Origin of the sequence: Gottfriedia acidiceleris, from assembly GCF_004138285.1 — a bacterium.
In the GTDB taxonomy this organism is placed as follows: Bacteria; Bacillota; Bacilli; order Bacillales; family Bacillaceae_G; genus Gottfriedia; species Gottfriedia acidiceleris_A.
This window is the reverse complement of record NZ_SCFN01000018.1, coordinates 1-17,126: the sequence shown is the minus strand read 5'-3', so window position 1 is coordinate 17,126 and position 17,126 is coordinate 1. Positions and strand designations below refer to the sequence as shown.

At 33.0% G+C, this 17,126-nt stretch carries 18 protein-coding genes and 1 other annotated feature; of the genes, 7 read left to right on the top strand and 11 right to left on the bottom strand.

The features are described from left to right. Positions 1 to 43: 43 nt before the first annotated feature. From EP747_RS24370 to EP747_RS19280, 5 genes are all read right to left on the bottom strand, one after another. Positions 44 to 193 (bottom strand): hypothetical protein, encoded by a 150-nt coding sequence (locus EP747_RS24370; protein ID WP_165347159.1) that lies wholly within the window; start codon positions 191 to 193, stop codon positions 44 to 46. Between the two features lie 188 nt (positions 194 to 381). After that, positions 382 to 612 carry an excisionase family DNA-binding protein gene (locus EP747_RS19295; RefSeq protein ID WP_129691704.1) on the bottom strand — a complete coding sequence of 77 codons (231 nt, stop codon included), beginning with the start codon at positions 610 to 612 and terminating at the stop codon, positions 382 to 384. A gap of 156 nt (positions 613 to 768) precedes the next feature. Next, positions 769 to 1,125, bottom strand: coding sequence for a DUF4440 domain-containing protein (locus EP747_RS19290; protein WP_129691767.1), 357 nt, complete (start codon positions 1,123 to 1,125; stop codon positions 769 to 771). Between the two features lie 41 nt (positions 1,126 to 1,166). Then, the gene (proS, locus tag EP747_RS19285; protein WP_129691703.1) at positions 1,167 to 2,600 is read right to left on the bottom strand and encodes a proline--tRNA ligase; all 1,434 of its coding nucleotides are present in this window, start codon (positions 2,598 to 2,600) and stop codon (positions 1,167 to 1,169) included. A 143-nt stretch (positions 2,601 to 2,743) separates the two neighbouring features. Continuing rightward, positions 2,744 to 2,955 (bottom strand) — a binding site (T-box leader). A gap of 84 nt (positions 2,956 to 3,039) precedes the next feature. Then, complete coding sequence (locus EP747_RS19280) at positions 3,040 to 3,960, bottom strand: DMT family transporter (protein ID WP_129691702.1); 921 nt, start codon at positions 3,958 to 3,960, stop codon at positions 3,040 to 3,042. 349 nt (positions 3,961 to 4,309) lie between these two features. Here EP747_RS19280 and EP747_RS19275 point away from each other — a divergent pair, with 349 nt between their 5' ends. From EP747_RS19275 to EP747_RS19255, 5 genes are all read left to right on the top strand, one after another. Next, positions 4,310 to 5,368, top strand: coding sequence for a DUF3900 domain-containing protein (locus tag EP747_RS19275; RefSeq protein ID WP_129691701.1), 1,059 nt, complete (start codon positions 4,310 to 4,312; stop codon positions 5,366 to 5,368). A 454-nt stretch (positions 5,369 to 5,822) separates the two neighbouring features. Then, positions 5,823 to 6,401 (top strand): biotin transporter BioY, encoded by a 579-nt coding sequence (locus EP747_RS19270; RefSeq protein ID WP_129691700.1) that lies wholly within the window; start codon positions 5,823 to 5,825, stop codon positions 6,399 to 6,401. Positions 6,402 to 6,451: 50 nt separating this feature from the next. Further along, positions 6,452 to 7,918, top strand: coding sequence for an AMP-binding protein (locus EP747_RS19265; RefSeq protein WP_129691699.1), 1,467 nt, complete (start codon positions 6,452 to 6,454; stop codon positions 7,916 to 7,918). Next, positions 7,914 to 9,014 carry an acetyl-CoA C-acyltransferase gene (locus tag EP747_RS19260; RefSeq protein WP_129691698.1) on the top strand — a complete coding sequence of 367 codons (1,101 nt, stop codon included), beginning with the start codon at positions 7,914 to 7,916 and terminating at the stop codon, positions 9,012 to 9,014. The genes EP747_RS19265 and EP747_RS19260 overlap by 5 nt, the downstream gene beginning before the upstream one ends. A 47-nt stretch (positions 9,015 to 9,061) precedes the next feature. Continuing rightward, positions 9,062 to 9,370: a CHY zinc finger protein gene (locus EP747_RS19255; RefSeq protein WP_129691697.1), complete on the top strand. Its 309-nt coding sequence runs from the start codon at positions 9,062 to 9,064 to the stop codon at positions 9,368 to 9,370. A gap of 186 nt (positions 9,371 to 9,556) precedes the next feature. On the opposite strand, the gene EP747_RS19250 is transcribed toward EP747_RS19255, so the two are convergent. The 4 genes from EP747_RS19250 to EP747_RS19235 all read right to left on the bottom strand — a co-directional run bounded on the left by EP747_RS19250 (position 9,557) and on the right by EP747_RS19235 (position 15,435). Then, positions 9,557 to 10,174: a LysE family translocator gene (locus tag EP747_RS19250; protein WP_129691696.1), complete on the bottom strand. Its 618-nt coding sequence runs from the start codon at positions 10,172 to 10,174 to the stop codon at positions 9,557 to 9,559. 144 nt (positions 10,175 to 10,318) lie between these two features. Beyond that, entirely contained in the window at positions 10,319 to 12,931 is a 2,613-nt protein-coding gene (gene ppsA / locus EP747_RS19245; RefSeq protein ID WP_129691695.1) for a phosphoenolpyruvate synthase, read from the bottom strand. A 191-nt stretch (positions 12,932 to 13,122) separates the two neighbouring features. Then, the gene (locus EP747_RS19240; protein ID WP_235832941.1) at positions 13,123 to 14,961 is read right to left on the bottom strand and encodes an ABC transporter ATP-binding protein; all 1,839 of its coding nucleotides are present in this window, start codon (positions 14,959 to 14,961) and stop codon (positions 13,123 to 13,125) included. A 15-nt stretch (positions 14,962 to 14,976) separates the two neighbouring features. Next, the gene (locus EP747_RS19235; protein ID WP_165347157.1) at positions 14,977 to 15,435 is read right to left on the bottom strand and encodes a MarR family winged helix-turn-helix transcriptional regulator; all 459 of its coding nucleotides are present in this window, start codon (positions 15,433 to 15,435) and stop codon (positions 14,977 to 14,979) included. A gap of 242 nt (positions 15,436 to 15,677) precedes the next feature. Here EP747_RS19235 and EP747_RS19230 point away from each other — a divergent pair, with 242 nt between their 5' ends. After that, positions 15,678 to 16,013 carry a YciI family protein gene (locus tag EP747_RS19230; protein WP_129691693.1) on the top strand — a complete coding sequence of 112 codons (336 nt, stop codon included), beginning with the start codon at positions 15,678 to 15,680 and terminating at the stop codon, positions 16,011 to 16,013. Between the two features lie 134 nt (positions 16,014 to 16,147). Here the strand turns inward: EP747_RS19230 and EP747_RS25260 are convergent, their stop codons facing one another. Next, on the bottom strand, positions 16,148 to 16,312 hold the full coding sequence (locus tag EP747_RS25260; RefSeq protein WP_328590749.1) for a DUF1259 domain-containing protein: 165 nt from the start codon (positions 16,310 to 16,312) through the stop codon (positions 16,148 to 16,150). Between the two features lie 7 nt (positions 16,313 to 16,319). Continuing rightward, positions 16,320 to 16,526: a hypothetical protein gene (locus EP747_RS25255; protein ID WP_328590748.1), complete on the bottom strand. Its 207-nt coding sequence runs from the start codon at positions 16,524 to 16,526 to the stop codon at positions 16,320 to 16,322. Between the two features lie 265 nt (positions 16,527 to 16,791). Between EP747_RS25255 and EP747_RS19220 the strand changes: the two genes are divergently transcribed. Next, entirely contained in the window at positions 16,792 to 16,992 is a 201-nt protein-coding gene (locus EP747_RS19220; RefSeq protein ID WP_025568372.1) for a cold-shock protein, read from the top strand. The last annotated feature ends 134 nt before the right edge of the window (positions 16,993 to 17,126 follow it).

Sequence of the window (17,126 nt, the reverse complement as noted above, 5' to 3'; positions counted from 1 at the left end):
GATTTTTTGTTGGAATATATCTATATTGTCTTTATAAAAACTTTTAGAAAAGTCCATGAACAATATATTTCACAAAATCAGTAAAACCTTCTCCTACACCGGTAAAAACCATTTCGTGATAAGCATTATTCATGTTTAATGCTACTAATATAATAATAAGGATGGGGACTATAATCATTACTTCCTTTTTCATATATACAACACCCCTTAACGTATCATTTGAATTTTAATTTTCTAACTTATATAAAAATTGTATACAATGTGTATGTATTATTCAATTGTGAATTATTTCCAATATGAATTACTTTTTTGAACTTATATAAAAAAATCAGATTGTAAGAAGTAACTTGCTTTAGCAACCTCTTACAATCTGATTTTATTTTAGTCTTCGTCTTTTACATCTGGGTCTTCAGGAATTGGTTCATTATAGTAATCAGCAATCATTTTTTTTGCTTTCTCCATTTGTTCTAAATGATTATTAAATTGCTCTTTGTAGATTAAATATTGTTCACCATCATGGACTGCTCTTATTTTTCGTTCTTGAATTAATTGGTTAATATAGGATTCATCAAGATCTAAGTATTCCGCTGTTTCTTTAATTGTTAAATACATTTTGTTCTCCTTACCTAATCATTCTTACATTATCTTACCATAAATTTGGAAATGAATTGAAATTGAAATATTAGTAGGAAATTAAATAATCTATATAACAAAAGAACACAAATCGGAGGATTCATGCTCTTTTGTTTATTTTACATATAAATTTATCTAAAACTCTGTTGGCGTGCCCTGGTGAAAATACATTTTCCATTGACCATCTTTAAACTTCCAAATTGAACTACGTAAGGAATGTTGTTGTTTTATTTCATTAAATATTCGATAGGTCACTAGTGTAATTTCGTCTGACAATGGATGAATTTCAAAATCACTTAATGTCATTTTTACGATTCCAATGCCATTTTCTAATTGATCATCTTTATATAAAACTCTGCCTGAACTTCCGAATTCAAAAAATTCATCGGCTAGTAGATTTTTTAGTTCAAATTGTGAGGTGCGAATTTCTGGTTTAAGTAATTTTTCTTCTAACATACAAAGATGCTCTTTTAAAAAATGTAAACCTTCCATCATTCATTCACCTTCTTAGTTTTATTTACATTGATTTTAAATTAATAAGCTTTTCCCCAATAGACCATTACATCCGTTTTCTTTCCACAGCATACACATGTATCAGCAATTTGTTCTTGTTCAAATGGAATACATCTTGAGGTTAACCCTGCTTCTTCTTTAATTTGTTCTTCACAAGCTAGATCTTGACACCACATTGCTTTAATAAAACCTTGTTTTTCTTCACTAATTTGTTTTAGCTCATCCATAGATGTAGCTTCAAATGTTTTTTCTGTACGATTGTTTAATGCTTTTTCGTAAAGAGATGTTTGGATTTCTTCAAGTAATTTTGTAATATTTTCTTCTAAAGCGTCTAATGAAACAATCGTTTTTTCTCGCGTGTCACGTCTTACTAAAACTGCTTGATTCTTTTCGATATCTTTTGGCCCAATTTCAACACGAACTGGAATTCCTTTCATTTCATATTCGTTAAATTTCCAGCCTGGCATTTTATCAGATGTATCAATTTTTACTCGAGCAATCTTTGAAATACGGTTTTTTAATTCAGTTGCCTTTTCAATAACGCCTTCTTTATGCTGAGCAATTGGAATGACCATTACTTGAGTTGGAGCAACTTTTGGAGGTAATACTAATCCGCTGTTATCACCGTGAACCATAATTAAAGCGCCGATCACTCTTGTTGTCATACCCCAAGAAGTTTGGTGTACATATTGTCTTTTAGAGTTTTTATCTGTGTATTGAATATCAAATGCTCTTGCAAATCCATCTCCAAAGTTATGAGATGTACCACTTTGTAATGCTTTCCCATCGTGCATTAAGCTTTCAATTGTGTAAGTAGCTTTTGCACCTGCGAATTTTTCTTTTTCTGTTTTTTGACCTTTAATAACAGGTATTGCTAAGAAGTCTTCTAAGAAATTTGCATAAACATTTAGCATTTGAATTGTTTCTTGTTGTGCTTCTTCAGCTGTTGCATGTGCTGTATGACCTTCTTGCCATAAGAATTCAGTCGTTCTTAAGAATGGTCTTGTTGTTTTTTCCCAACGAACAACTGAGCACCATTGATTATATAATTTTGGTAAGTCATTATAGCTTTCAACCGTTTTTGAAAAATGCTCACAAAATAGTGTTTCTGATGTCGGACGAACTGCTAATGGTTCAGCTAATTCATCATGACCACCATGCGTTACCCAAGCTACTTCAGGTGCAAAACCTTCGACATGATCAGCTTCTTTTTGTAATAATGATTTAGGGATAAATAAAGGCATATATACATTTTCATGATCTGTTTGTTTAAATTGAAAATCTAATTCTTTTTGGATATTTTCCCATAATGCATAACCATAAGGTCTTAAAATCATACAACCTTTAACACTTGAGTAATCGACTAATTCTGCTTTTTTTACGATATCTGTGTACCATTGTGCAAAATCAACATCCATATCTGTAATTGCTTCAACAAATTTTTTTGTAGTCATTTTCTCTACTCCTAATCAATTTTTAGAAAACAAAAAACGCCAAGAATAATCTAAAGGGACCATTCTTGGCGTTACCACCCTAATTACTATGTAGATTAATACGAAAATAAGCAGATTATAAACAAAAAACGCCATGAATGATCAAAAGGGACCATTCATGGCGTTACCACCCTACTTATTATGTAAAAACTCTACATAATCTCTTAACATCTTTAACGGGAAAACCGCTGTAGCCTACTTTTAGTTCGGTACAGAGACTCCAAGGCTGGTTCAGAATACTAGCTTTAGGAATTTGCACCGACCATTCCCTCTCTTAAAAGCTTATAAACTTACTATTCCTTTTCTAAGTCATTTATTAATTTAAAGCTATAATACGTGAACAAATTATATCTGTCAATGTGTATTATACCCATTTTTTTAAAATTTCTTACATTTCTTACTATATTGCCTCATTTTTTACTTCTTTTGTTCGTCTCTTGGGTAAAGGAACTTCAGATAACAGCATACCACCTACAATAAAAGTCCCACCGATAATTGTTTGGATCGATAATGTTTCATTTGCAAAAATTACCGCTGTAAATGCCGCAAAAACAGGTTCAAAAATAAAAATTAATGCTGCCTTCGTAGATGAAATATGTTGTTGAGCAAACATTTGAACCCAAAATGCGATACTCGTACAGAATACTGCAGTCACAACCACTGCAAAAATGAATGTCGGGTTGACCCAAAGTTCTTTTGAAAATGAAACAGAAGAATCTTCAAAAATTAGAGAGAAAATTGTGCTACTAATTCCAACTGTTGCAAGTTGAATCGTTGTAAAGGTGAGCGGATCCATTTGCTTCGTATACTTACCTGATAAAATAATATGGAATGCAAATGCAACCGACCCAATAAGTGTAAGTACATCTCCAAGATTTACTGAGAATGAATCACCTAAAGTTAAGAAACTTAGTCCTAGTAATGCAATTAAACATGCGATTACTGTAGACCAGTTTGACCGTTCTTTATAGATTAAATATAAAAGAACAGGTACTAATACAACACATAGACCAGTAATAAAACCTGATTTTGATGAAGTGGTATACTTCAATCCAAATGTTTGAAGTAAATACCCTAAAAACAACATGAATCCAATACCACTAGTAATAACGATTTGTTTAACCGTTAATTTAGTTTTTTGTTTTCTTTTAACTAAAAATGGCAAAAGGACTAAAGTTGCGAGGATAAATCGAAATGCGTTAAAAGCAAACGGTTCAACGTATGCAATCGCATTTTGGACTACTACAAATGTTGTGCCCCAAAGTAATGTTACGATAATTAATGAGATGGTAGCTATTCTATCTATTCTCAGGTCTCTCATCCCCTCTCCATAAAGTTGGTCCCATAAAATTCAAGTAAAGAAAACTCGTTGATTGACGAGCCTAATTGGCGACTACGTTGAAATTACTTTATTGCTACCAATTTATTCCCACTTAACGTAAAAAAAGATGTGAAAATCCCACATCCAAGTACTTTAAATTTTATTGGTTCCACATTTCATTATATCTTTATTTTATCATAGTGTGTAATGAATTTGTCTTATAACTGTAAAATTTCTATCTTATAATAATTTTTAAGGGAATTTTGCCCAAAACTTGATTTGTTTATGATTGACTCAACTAATTCTCATCCATATACTTAAATACAGAAAAATAGGAAAAGGTGATTGGATGGATTTTGAAATTACATATTTATCGTTTTATGTTGTTACTGTTGAAGGTAAAGGTGAACAATCCGATAAACGATATAAACATTTTCAAACATTAGATGAATCAATGTTTGAAGAAAGTGCATTGAAAGGCTTTTTAGAAGGTGAACTTGAAAGAATTGTTAATCGAAAAGTTGAAAGACATCCAAAATCCGATTCTGTACCTACGAAATTAGGTCACTTTATCGCCGAAGAAGGCCACGCTTTAGACTCTAATCCAAATTATAATTTATTCCAGCGAATACGAGATGCTAAATCAATTGAAGATTTTAAGGCCGAAAATGAAACTTTAGTCATTAATTACATTGAAACAAGTGCAGTTCGCGGAGGAGCATTTTTAGTTATTCAAGCGAAACTAAGAAAATATTTTGATGATCCATTCTTATTTGTACTAAAATGCGATTTTGAACCAAAAGTTGCATCCATTTCAGATGAATCTACTCTCATTAAAACCGTTGAAATGGCTATTACAACGAAAAATATGAAATCGATTCAATACCCTTATATGGAAGAATTAGGAATGATTTCCGAGAGTGAATTAAAAATCCATCAAGCATCCCATGCAAGATATTTTGAGGACTTTTTAAAATTTATTTCCTATTCTGAATCAATGCCTGAAATTGTAAAATCTCAAGTAATGGAAATGGTTTACGACAAAATCGAAGACGTATTTGAAGAAGAAAGTGTTGAAAGACAACAATTTGATGCAGCCATGGAAGTATGGGCAGCAAGTCCTAAACGTGAAATTCAAGAGCATTTTACACCCAATGAAGTAATCGAAGCAGCGGCACAAATCGTGGAACATACACCAGAAATTGAATTATCATTTAAAGCGGATCACTTTTCAGTTAAAGGATTACTAGCTGATTTTGGTGATAGTCTCCATATAGCGAAAGTAAATGGTCGATATGTTGTTATTTTAGAAGCTGATACATTGCAATTTGAGAAGGGATTCTCTCCAATTGAGTTTTTGAAGCCGGATGAAATCCAAGATGTGATTGAAAAAATAAGACAAAAATAAAAGAGCCAAACAGGGCTCTTTTTTGAATTATTTAAGTTCAATTAGATTGATTTGTTTCTCTTTCTTACTATAAGTACTTCCTTCCAAAAAACGTCTAACTTCCTTTGATTACATTAAAATGACAACTTCATTTTGTATGTTAATCTGGTTTACTTACGGTACTACTTCCCAATTTGGTTTCCATAATACTGAACCAATTACTACGTTTTTTCGCATATAAAGTCCTCCATCATACCTTTTAAATTTTACTCAGTAAATCGGGAATACAATCATTCTAATTCTAAATTTGTCTTGAAATAATATTCTTTGATCTTTTGAAATTTGACATCCTTATTTACTAGTTTTCTATCTTAATATAATATATGTTAACTAAAAAAAATATTTAGTTGACATATAATTTAAGTTTCATTAATATGATAATTGTTATCAGAAAATTGATATTAGGAGAATTAAAATGAAAATCAAAGAAATTACATTTGTAGCAATGTTTGCAGCAGTTATGGGTGTCCTTGGACAAGTTCCTCCGATTATGTTATCCTTTACACCGGTTCCTATTACATTACAAACACTGGGCGTTATTCTTACTGGTGGTGTTTTAGGCGCTAGATTAGGTGCACTAAGCCAAACCATCTTTTTATTATTAGTTGCAGTTGGAATGCCGCTTCTATCCGGTGGCCGTGGTGGTTTTAGTGTATTTGCAGGACCAAGTGTTGGTTATTTAATTTCATGGCCTATTACAGCTTTTGTAATTGGGTATTTATTATCACGTTTTAAAACGTTAAAATTAAAACATGTCTTATTGATTAACTTGACTGTTGGAATTCTATTAATCTACTTAATCGGTATCCCAATTCAAGCGGTTATCATGGGAATTCCAGTTATGACAGCGGTTAAATTAAGTTTAGTTTATATTCCAGGAGATATATTAAAAGCGATTCTTGCTTCAATTTTAGTATTCAAACTAAGGCAGCAACCAGTTTTTTCAAGCTCATTGACAACAAACCATTCAAATCAATCAGCAAAAAATATGTAAATCTTTTGGGACACTCTTGTTGTGTCTCTTTTTTATAGAGGTGATTTTAAATGGCAAATATTACAGAAACCTATCAGAAAAACGCTATATTGTCGCCTGACAAAATTGCGATACATACGAGTAATCAACAAATTAGTTATAAGGAATGGAATCTATTAATTAATCAAACGGCTAATTGGTTACACTCTCACCGATCAATTACAAAAACAATTGGTATCCTTTTACCGAATGGTATCTCGTTCTTGCAGATGTTTGCAGGAGCTTCTAAAGCGGGGTGGATTGCTGTTCCATATGATATGAAATGGAATCTAGCCGATTTAGAAAAGAGAGTAAAGCTTTCAAATCCTTCGATCATTGTTACAACAAAAGAAATGTACAATAAGATTAATTCGATCATACCAAATGTTAAGGTTTTAGATGAAAGCTTACAAGAAATTGCTGAATTTGATTCCTATACTGCAATGGAATTAGATGAGAATCTACCTTTCTATGTAGGATTTACTTCAGGTACAACCGGGAGCCCGAAAGCATTTGTCCGCTCACAAGATTCATGGGTTGCTAGCTTTGATTGTAATCGCTTTGACTTTGGATTAGATGAATCCGATCAAATTCTAATACCTGGAGCTTTAATCCATTCTCATTTTCTATATGGTGCCATCAGTACCTTATATTTAGGAGGAACAGTTATTCTTTTAGAAAAGTTTTCTCCTTTAAACGTAATATCACGAATCAATTCTTTTCCTATTACTACAATTTATGTTGTTCCGACAATGATTGAAGCATTAATAAAAGAAGGAATTCAAGTCCATCAAGCGATGAAAATCCTATCGTCCGGTGCAAAGTGGACCGAAAAATCCAAAATTGAATTTCGCCATTTGTTTCCTGCTATGACGATCTACGAATTTTTTGGTGCTAGTGAATTAAGCTTTATTACCGTTTTGTCTGATCGAGATGGTGTTCAAAAGGCAAAAAGCGTCGGAAAACCTTGTTATGGTGTGGAGATCCAAATCCGTCGACCAGATCAAGGGTTAGCTAAACCGAATGAAACTGGAAAAATATATGTGAGAAGTAAGTATTTAATAAATGGATATTTTGAAGAAAATGAAAACACGATTTATTCAATACAAGACGATGACTGCTGGGCAACTGTTCATGATATGGGCTTTATTGATGAAGACGGTTTTTTAACAATTAACGGGCGAGAAAAAAACATGATTCTATACGGAGGTATTAATATATTTCCTGAAGAAATTGAAAAAGTTATTTCTCTTCATCCGAATGTTGAGGAAGTTGCAGTCATTGGTCTTTCAAACCCGTATTGGGGTCAGATTGTTGCTGCAGTCATCAAAGGTAATTGTAATTCTTTTGAGTTGAAAAGATTTTGTAAGACACACTTATCAGCATATAAAATACCTCGTAAATGGTTTTTTCAAAATGAAATGCCGTATACGACTAGCGGAAAGATCGCACGCGCAGAGCTAATTAAACAAATCGAAATGCAGGTGACTAAAAATTAAAAGAGCAGTCATTGTCAAAGCAAAGCGAACACCTATCGGAAAAAAAGGTGGAATTTTACGAGATTTTCAACCACATGAGCTCGCTGCTCCATTGCTCAAACATTTGGCAGTTGGGTTAGATGACAAGATTGATGACATCATTTTAGGAAATGTTGTTGGCCCAGGTGGAAATGTCGCTCGAGTTTCTGCATTAGAAGCGGATATTCCTCTTACAGTCCCAGGAATCACAATTGATCGGCAATGTAGCGCAGGATTAGAAGCGATTCGAATGGCTTGTTACTTAGTTCAAGGTGGTGCCGGAAATTGCTATCTTGCTGGAGGAGTTGAAAGTACTAGTACCTCCCCATTTCCTGCTAGAGCAAGATTTGCACCAGACAAAATTGGTGATCCTGATATGGGGATTGCAGCGGAAAATTTAGCTGAAAAATACAGTATCTCAAAAGAAGCTCAAGATGAATATGCATTATTAAGTTATACACGAAGCTGGGAATCTCATCATAAAAGACACTTCAATCAAGAAATTATTCCAGTTGGTGATTTGAATCAAGATGAAGTATTTTTCAAAAAAAGGAAAATGGAAGAACTTTTAAAAAGAGCAAAACCTGTATTTAAAAAGAACGGTACAGTCACAGCTGCAAACAGTTGTGGAATTCATGATGGAGCCTCCGCTGTTTTAATCATGGAAGAAAATGAAGCGATAAAAAACGGTTTAAAACCAGTTTTACGATTTGTGGATAGTCAAGTTTCTGGTGTTCATCCTAATTATCCAGGTGCAGCACCTATCCCTGCAATTCAAGATTTATTAATTAGAAACAATTTAACAGTTGCAGATATTGAACTTTTTGAAATAAATGAGGCTTTTTCTTCAAAAGTACTAGCCTGTTCTAAGGAACTTACCATCCCTACTTCCAAGTTAAATAGTTGTGGTGGAGCATTAACCATCGGCCATCCATATGGAGCATCTGGAAGTATCATGGTCACGAGACTTTTTTATGAAGTACAAAGAAGAAAAAACTTAGAATCAAATTATGTACTGGCTGCAATTGGAAGTGGTGGTGGAATCGGATTAGCTGTCTTATTCGAGGTCGTAAAATAGAATTAAAGAATCATAAAGTAATAAGAGGTATAAAGAGAGGAAAAAATATGAAAGTAATCGGTTCAATCGATCAGCATACACGCTGTAAACATTACCATACAATAAAAGATATAATTGCCATCAAATTCAAGTGCTGTAATACATACTATGGATGTTATTATTGTCATAAGGAAAACACTAATCATGAACCAAAAGTCTGGAGTCAAGACGAATGGCAAACTAAAGCAATTTTTTGTGGTAACTGTCATGAGGAATTAACCATACAAGAATATCAAGATTGTAGCTACAAATGTCCTAAATGTGAATCCGATTTTAATCCAGGGTGTAAAAATCATTACCATTTGTATTTTGAGTGAATATCAAATAACTTCCTAAGTTTGTTAGTGGAACTGAAATTTTTAGCTCCTTTTTTCGTTTAACGTATAAAAGGTCACTTTTATATGTTAAATTAAGAAACTTATAGTTGGATCGTCTGCGTAATTTATGAATAAAAAAAAAGGATGCCATTCGGCCTCCTTTTTTTATTGAATAGTTTTTAACTGTTATGATTGTGTTTGAAGAGCGACTCTTAAACCTAACCCAATATAGACTAAACCAATCGCTTTCCCCATCCATTTTGGCCCTTTTGTTTTTTTGCTAAAGATTTTTTTACCGATTACACTTGATAAAAGCACTAGTAAAGTTGTGTACAAAATACTAAGTAATACAAATGTCAACCCAAGAGTTAAAAGCTGGAAGAATACCGGATGTCCATTATGTTGAACAAATTGAGGTAAAAGGGCTAAGAAAAATAGTGCAGTTTTAGGGTTTAATACTTCGATCAGCACTGCTTGACGAAAGGAAAGTTTACTATTTACTTCTTTTTGTTCATTTGATTTTTTACTGTTTTTAGATTTTTTAATGATTGCAGTAATACCTAAATAAAATAAATAGGCAGCACCTAAATATTTAACGATTTCAAAAGCAAATGCAGAAGTCATTAAAATTGCAGATAGTCCAAATACGGATGCACATGTATGAATTAAATCACCAACAGCAATCCCAACGCCTGTTAAGATGCCATTCCATTTCCCACCTTTCATTGTTTGGGATAATGTTAAAAGTACAGCCGGACCTGGTATTAAAAAAAGCGTTAATACAACTAAAATAAATGAGAGCATGATGCTCATCTCCTCTCGTTACTTTATTTTTAGAATATTATACAACATTATTTTGCAGTAATTACCTAAACTGTCATTTATTTCAATAAAAAAATAAAGCCGCTTTCCGCATTTGGAAAATCGGCCTTAAAATTCATTCAACAATTATAATATTTCAATATACCCTTCTGTTCCATGAACGCGGATTCTTTGCCCATCTTTTATCAGTTTGGTAGCATTTTCTACACCTACCACTGCTGGTAAACCATATTCTCTTGCGATGACCGCTCCGTGTGTCATCAGTCCACCAACTTCAGTGACCAGTCCTTTTATTGCAACAAATAATGGTGTCCAGCTTGGGTCAGTAAATGAAGTAACTAATATGTCACCTTCTTCTAGGTTTGCATCTTCCATATTTAAAATAACACGTGCTCTTCCTTCGATTACACCTGAAGAAACAGCTAAACCTACAATCGCATCGGATGGAAGATTTTCTCGTTTGTATTCACCTACAATGATTTCACCATCAGATGTTATAACTCGTGGAGGAGTTAGTTTATTATATAATTTGTACTCGTCTTTTCGTTTGTTAATGATTTGGTAATCTAGTTTTTTTGTGCGAACGACCTCATGAAGTTCTTCAAATGTAAGATAATATATATCTTCTACTTCAGATAAGACATTCGTTTTAACGAGTTGTTTGGCTTCTTTCAATAAAGCTAGCTTATAAACAAAATAGCGACTAATCATTCCGTATTTTGGATACTCACGATATCCAATAAAATTCCTGATTAGGCTAATAACTTCCTTTATCTCTTCTGCTTTTTGTTTACCATTCGGTAATTGCAACAATCGTTTTACAAGCTCTTGTTCTTTTTGCAATGCTTTTTCTAGCCCTTGCTCAAATTTCCGTGTACTTGCATGCGGCTCAAAGTTTTTGATGTTACTAAGAATCATTGGTACGAGTGTAGATGGTTTTTCGCTCCAACGAGTTCTAGTAAGATCAATTTCACCAGTACATCGCATTCCATATTTTATCAGAAAATCATCGATTGCGTCTTTAGCTTCCTGTCCACCCTCAAATTTAATCAATTCATCCAAAAAGTTTTCATCTTCTACATGTTGTAAATAATTGATTACTTCTGGATAAGGACGAATAACATCGGCTACATCCATTAGTTCTAGACCCATTTCTGAAGTAATATTATTTGGTACAGATTGCGTAAGCGTATCTCCTACATTCTTTTCATCTAACCACTCGTTTATTTTTTCATTGATCCATTCTGTAGCATTCATAGCAGACATAAAAACTGCCGAACTTCGTGGGTCAAATAATAACTCTCGTAATTTCTGAAGATCTTCTAAAATAAAATCCATTAAATCTAATCCTGATTTCATTCGTATGTTTTGTTTTAACTCTTCGATTGATGTTTGGTTTTTCTTAATCAAATCAGAAACAATTGTTGGATCGTTTTCGATTAGTGCTTTAAAACTCGACGACGATTGTTCTTGATTATTTTTATTTTGGGTCTTTGCTTTATTCACAGGTGATGAATCTATAAATTCTTCTCTTGCTACAACCTTTAATAGAGCGTCTTTTAAGAGCGGATCGGATTTTCCTAAAGCCTCTATAAACATTTTTCTTCTGTGAGGTAAAGCAAGATTTTGTGAGATATCAACAAATAATCTACCTCCAGCTTTACGCATAGGTGCCCTAGTCGTTAACATCCAAAACGACAATCCTAATGGTTTTATTGGATCAGTCATCATTTGTTGATGACCGACAGAGAGATAGACGTGATTTTCTTGGTCATCCACTTCAGGAATCGGATATAGAGTTGTGATTGGACGACTTTGGACTATATAAAATGTATCTTCTACTAAACACCATTCGATATCTTGTGGACAATGGAAATAAGCTTCGATTTGTCTACCAATTTGTGCTAGTTGTAAAATTTGATGTTCAGTAAGCGTTTGAGTGATTTGTTTTTGGGGATCAATCTGATGTGACTCTGTTCCGCCTTCTTTTCGACCATAAATAGCCAATTTTTTTGTTGCGATTCTTTTATCGACGATTTCATTACCTTGAACCTTATAACAATCGGCCGATACTATTCCAGAAACTAGAGCTTCTCCAAGTCCAAAACTTGCATCGATTGATAGTACCTTTCGATTGGAAGTAACGGGATCAGCAGTAAATAATATCCCTGAAGCCTGTGGGAAAACCATTTTTTGAATGACAACGGATAAATAAACTTGACTGTGGTCAAAATCATTTTGCATTCGGTAGATAACGGCGCGATCCGTAAATAATGAAGCCCAACATTTACTTATATGTTGCAAGATATTTTCTTTACCAATAATATTTAAATAGGTGTCTTGTTGGCCAGCAAAAGAGGCGTGTGGCAAATCTTCAGCAGTTGCACTAGAACGCACAGCGTATGCATGTTCCTCGCCGTATTTGGAGAGATAGTTAGAAACTGCATTTACAACATCGGAAGGGATTGCTACTTCCAAAATAATGTCTCGAATCCTTCTGCTAATTTCACTAATTTGATCTCGATCTTTTACATTTAGCATTGTTAGTTGATCCAACAAAACATTATAGGATTTGTTATGTTCGATGGCTTTTTGGAACCCAACTGTTGTAATGCAAAATCCTTCTGGTACGTTTATATCAGGAATTTTTGATAATTCACCTAAATTTAACCCTTTTCCGCCAACGAGTAAAAGTTGGTTTTTATCAATCTCTTGGAAATCGAGAACTAAAGTATTCATTCCACATCTCTCCTAACCTTTAATGTCTATTGATTTTATCAGTAGAAAATACGAAGATAAAGTCTATTTTGGCCATTTTTTTTATGGTATAATTAAAGTAGGAAGAGAATGTAACAAAATCGAATCAACAAAAATGATTTAGCTACTATACATAATGTAAAAAAGCACAGAAATTAATCTGTGCTTTTTTTCTATTCAATTGATGCGATTGCTTTTCTACCAAATTGTTTATTGTACAATTCTTTATATAATCCATTTTGCATTAACAACTCTTCATTTTTACCTTCTTCAACTATTTGACCATCCTTTAACACAATGATGTGATCAGCGGCCATAATGGTTGAAAGTCGGTGAGCAATAACGATGGACGTTTTATTTTTTAATAAACCTTGTATTGCACTTTGAATATAAAATTCAGATAAAGTATCTAAAGAAGAAGTTGCTTCATCAAGAATAATGATTTCAGGATTTTTCAATAATACACGAGCGATTGAAATTCTTTGTTTTTCTCCTCCTGAAAGTTTGATTCCTCGATTTCCAACAATTGTCTCATAACCATTTGGTAAGTCCATTATGAAATCATGAATATATGCAGCCTTACAAGCATTCGTAATTTCTTCATCTGATGAATCAGGGCTTGCATATAATAAATTTTCTTTAATCGTTCCATTAAATAAATAGCTATCCTGTGTAACAAGTCCAATATGAGACCGTAATGATTCTAGCGTGAATTCTCTAATATCACGACCGCCAATTTTTATTGAACCTGATGTAAAATCATACAAACGAGGAATTAAATTGGTAATCGTTGTTTTACCAGCACCACTAGGTCCAACTAAAGCAGTCATTGTACCGGATGGAGCAATAAATGAAATATTTTGCAATGCAGTTTTATCTTGCTGATAAGAAAATGATACATCGTTAAATTCAATATCTAAATGAGTAACATTCATTTCAGTCGCATCATCACGATCTTTAATCGTTAATTTCATATCAAAATATTCAAAAATACGTTCAAATAACGCGATTGAACTTGTAATATTTACATAAAGATTTGTTAATTGTCCTATTGGCCCATATAAACGACCAAGTAATGCAACAAAGCTGATAATAGCTCCAATTGTAATCTGATCGTGAATAAATAAATATCCACCATATAAATAGATGAGCATTGGGCCGATGCTAGTAAAGGTTGATAGAATCATCATAAACCATCGACCTGCCATAGATTCCTTTATTTTAAGATTAGTAGCCTGTACATTAATGTCATCAAAATTTTTAAATTCCCTTTGTTCCTTTGTAAAAAGCTTCATTAATAAATAACCACTAATATTTAATGTTTCTTGTATAATATGATTTTGCTCACTTGTTTTTTCCTGTGTCTGTTTTGAAATACTCCAACGAACATTCCCCATTTTACGAGTCGGTAGAATAAATAATGGTACAATGATTAATCCTAGGATTCCAAGCTTCCAATTCACTATTAACAAAGTGGCAGCGGTAGAAATAAGAATGAATAGATTGTTTGCGAAACTCACAATTGTATTATCAAACACAGCTTTAACACCAGAAATATCACTCGTCATTCGAGTGATCACTTCACCTTGCTTTACATTTGAAAAAAATTGGAGTGGCATTTGTTGTAAATGGAGATACATTTGATTTCTCATATCGTAAATAATTTTTTGAGAAACATATGCATTTAAATAATTTTGCCATACACCTAGTAATCCTGAAATAATCGTAGTACTAAGTGAGGCAAGTACAAGATAGATTAGAAGACTTAAATCTTTATTTGGTAAGGCAGTATCAACAATATGTTGAATGATGATAGGCGGTAAAATGCCTAGTACTGAAGTAACTAATAAAATAAGCACAACTAGAATTGTTTGCTTCCAATACGGAATAAAGTATTTTGCAATTCTAAGTAGTATTGCCTTTGTAATATTTGGTTTTTGTGCGTTTTCATCAAATTTCATTCGCCCAAAACCATGGGGACCCATTGGAGGTCCACCACCCCATCCTGACATAATTAAACGTCCTCCTTATTTCGAACAATTAGTTTGTTCATTTAATAAATCAGTTAAAATTTTTTTTTGCATGTCTATAAGTATATTAAGCTCATCTTGTGAAAATTGTTCCAGTGAATTTGCTAAACTCTTATATGCCTCCGATTCTTCGTGATAACGTTGACATAATTCTTCACCTTCTGGCGTTAAAAATAATTGAGTTTCTCGGCGATCAATAGCTGATGTTTCTCTTTTTACATAATTTTTCTTCTCCAACTCGTCAATACTAAGACTCACTCTGCTTTTTGCAGTTCTAATTCGTTCAGTTAGTTCTTTTTGTGATAGCCCTTCATTATTTCGAATTGAATTTAGGATATTTAACTGTTGAAAAGTTATTCCAAGTTTAGTAGCGGTTTGTAAGTTTATTCTTTTTAGTTGGCGCGCAATTGAAACAAACGAATTTGTTAAATCTATTGCTTGTTGAAAATCTGGCATCATATCACCCCTTACATTAGTTTACTATATGAACTGTTTACATTGTAAACTAATAATAAAACTTTATTGTTCATTTGTACAATTAAAAATTATTAATAAAAAAATATAATAAGATATTTTCTACTGCATTTCCTTAATTATTCAGTAATTTGATTTATCTTATATTGGTAAGTGTATTCAAAGGTGATTTTGTGAAATAATTGAAGGTAAGGATCGTCAGAATGAATGGAGGTAAATTAAGGATGCCAGATAACACCCCAATTAATGATTCAGTTAAGATGCATTTTTTGCTAAAATCTATTCCCCCAAGAACAACCTTTCAACAGGACATGACAGATGAAGAACGGAATATTATGGGAAAACATATTGCTTATTGGACGGACAAACAAAACCAGGGAATTGCTCTAGTGTTCGGACCCGTTCGAAATCCTTCATCACCTCATGGAATTGCAATAATTGAAGTTGAAAATGAAGCTCAAGTCCCAAAACTTATCGAAGAAGATCCAGCCGTGATTGCTGGAATCATGACAACGGAATATTATCCGATGCTCGCAGTACTACCTAAACAAAATTCATGAATAATCGTTGAAAAAAGAGAACTAATAAAAAAAGCAAACGGATCAGAAGTAAACTGTCCATTTGCTTTTTTTAATTTCAACTATTGTCTATCTAATCTATGCAATTTTAGTCATTAAATTTCTAGTAAGTATACTTAAAAAAGACCTGCTTCTTTTGCTGCTTCAAAACTAGTTCTTGTAAAGTCAACTGGATCCATATCAACATTTTCCCAATGCATATACATTAAACGTGGTTTATCAAACAGCCAATGGTTATGAACTGCTGTTACGGTAATTCCCCTTTTCCGTAAAGCAGTCATTAATGGGTTAATCTCTTTCTGTCGTACAACAGATTCGCCAAGGTTTAAACCCATTATCTTCAAATGATAACATGAATGGAAGTGCTAATGGAGAACGTGTCCTACGACCTAAAATAGTTGCATTAATATCTCGAAGGCGCATAATGACACATACAGGTGTAGCTTGAACAACTTCTCCTCCAATCATATCTGCAAGTCTTTGACAAGTTGACATATTCATCACTCTCTTCATATTTTTATTTTTTACAAAGTATCTTATGAAGAAAATGAAGGGCTGGTGTCTATCTCTATCCTTAATTCCCCATCGTAAAATGCTACTATTTCCAATGATTTCTAACAAAAAGATGGAGAAAATCCTTTAATTTCCAATTTAATAAGTGAAAAGTCCTATTTTTTTAGTAAGAGAATTTGATTATCTTACTCTAAATTGTTATTATATAAACATTAAATGTGTTCAAGCACATAAGGAGGAAACAAAAATGGAACATGGTAAAGTAAAATGGTTTAACGCAGAAAAAGGTTTTGGATTCATCGAGCGTGAAAATGGAGATGATGTTTTCGTTCATTTCTCAGCAATTCAATCTGAAGGATTCAAATCATTAGATGAAGGTCAAGCAGTTACATTTGATGTAGAACAAGGACAACGCGGACCTCAAGCAACTAACGTTAAAAAAGCATAATTTTAAAAAGTCAGATTCTATTTCTAGAATCTGACTTTTTTTATTTATATAAATAAAAACCCCTATTCATTTAAGAATAGGGGTAAAATCAAACATGGAGATCAGGTAAAGAAATGGTTTAAAGTATTATAGCC

What these genes read in the sequence shown, in the direction of transcription:
- EP747_RS24370 (WP_165347159.1), bottom strand. Translation starts at nt 193, where the DNA reads ATGAAAAAGGAAGTAATGATTATAGTCCCCATCCTTATTATTATATTA.
- EP747_RS19295 (WP_129691704.1), bottom strand. Translation starts at nt 612, where the DNA reads ATGTATTTAACAATTAAAGAAACAGCGGAATACTTAGATCTTGATGAA.
- EP747_RS19290 (WP_129691767.1), bottom strand. Translation starts at nt 1,125, where the DNA reads ATGGAAGGTTTACATTTTTTAAAAGAGCATCTTTGTATGTTAGAAGAA.
- proS (WP_129691703.1), bottom strand. Translation starts at nt 2,600, where the DNA reads ATGACTACAAAAAAATTTGTTGAAGCAATTACAGATATGGATGTTGAT.
- EP747_RS19280 (WP_129691702.1), bottom strand. Translation starts at nt 3,960, where the DNA reads ATGAGAGACCTGAGAATAGATAGAATAGCTACCATCTCATTAATTATC.
- EP747_RS19275 (WP_129691701.1), top strand. Translation starts at nt 4,310, where the DNA reads ATGGATTTTGAAATTACATATTTATCGTTTTATGTTGTTACTGTTGAA.
- EP747_RS19270 (WP_129691700.1), top strand. Translation starts at nt 5,823, where the DNA reads ATGAAAATCAAAGAAATTACATTTGTAGCAATGTTTGCAGCAGTTATG.
- EP747_RS19265 (WP_129691699.1), top strand. Translation starts at nt 6,452, where the DNA reads ATGGCAAATATTACAGAAACCTATCAGAAAAACGCTATATTGTCGCCT.
- EP747_RS19255 (WP_129691697.1), top strand. Translation starts at nt 9,062, where the DNA reads ATGAAAGTAATCGGTTCAATCGATCAGCATACACGCTGTAAACATTAC.
- EP747_RS19250 (WP_129691696.1), bottom strand. Translation starts at nt 10,174, where the DNA reads ATGCTCTCATTTATTTTAGTTGTATTAACGCTTTTTTTAATACCAGGT.
- ppsA (WP_129691695.1), bottom strand. Translation starts at nt 12,931, where the DNA reads ATGAATACTTTAGTTCTCGATTTCCAAGAGATTGATAAAAACCAACTT.
- EP747_RS19240 (WP_235832941.1), bottom strand. Translation starts at nt 14,961, where the DNA reads ATGTCAGGATGGGGTGGTGGACCTCCAATGGGTCCCCATGGTTTTGGG.
- EP747_RS19235 (WP_165347157.1), bottom strand. Translation starts at nt 15,435, where the DNA reads ATGCCAGATTTTCAACAAGCAATAGATTTAACAAATTCGTTTGTTTCA.
- EP747_RS19230 (WP_129691693.1), top strand. Translation starts at nt 15,678, where the DNA reads ATGCCAGATAACACCCCAATTAATGATTCAGTTAAGATGCATTTTTTG.
- EP747_RS25260 (WP_328590749.1), bottom strand. Translation starts at nt 16,312, where the DNA reads ATGACTGCTTTACGGAAAAGGGGAATTACCGTAACAGCAGTTCATAAC.
- EP747_RS25255 (WP_328590748.1), bottom strand. Translation starts at nt 16,526, where the DNA reads ATGTCAACTTGTCAAAGACTTGCAGATATGATTGGAGGAGAAGTTGTT.
- EP747_RS19220 (WP_025568372.1), top strand. Translation starts at nt 16,792, where the DNA reads ATGGAACATGGTAAAGTAAAATGGTTTAACGCAGAAAAAGGTTTTGGA.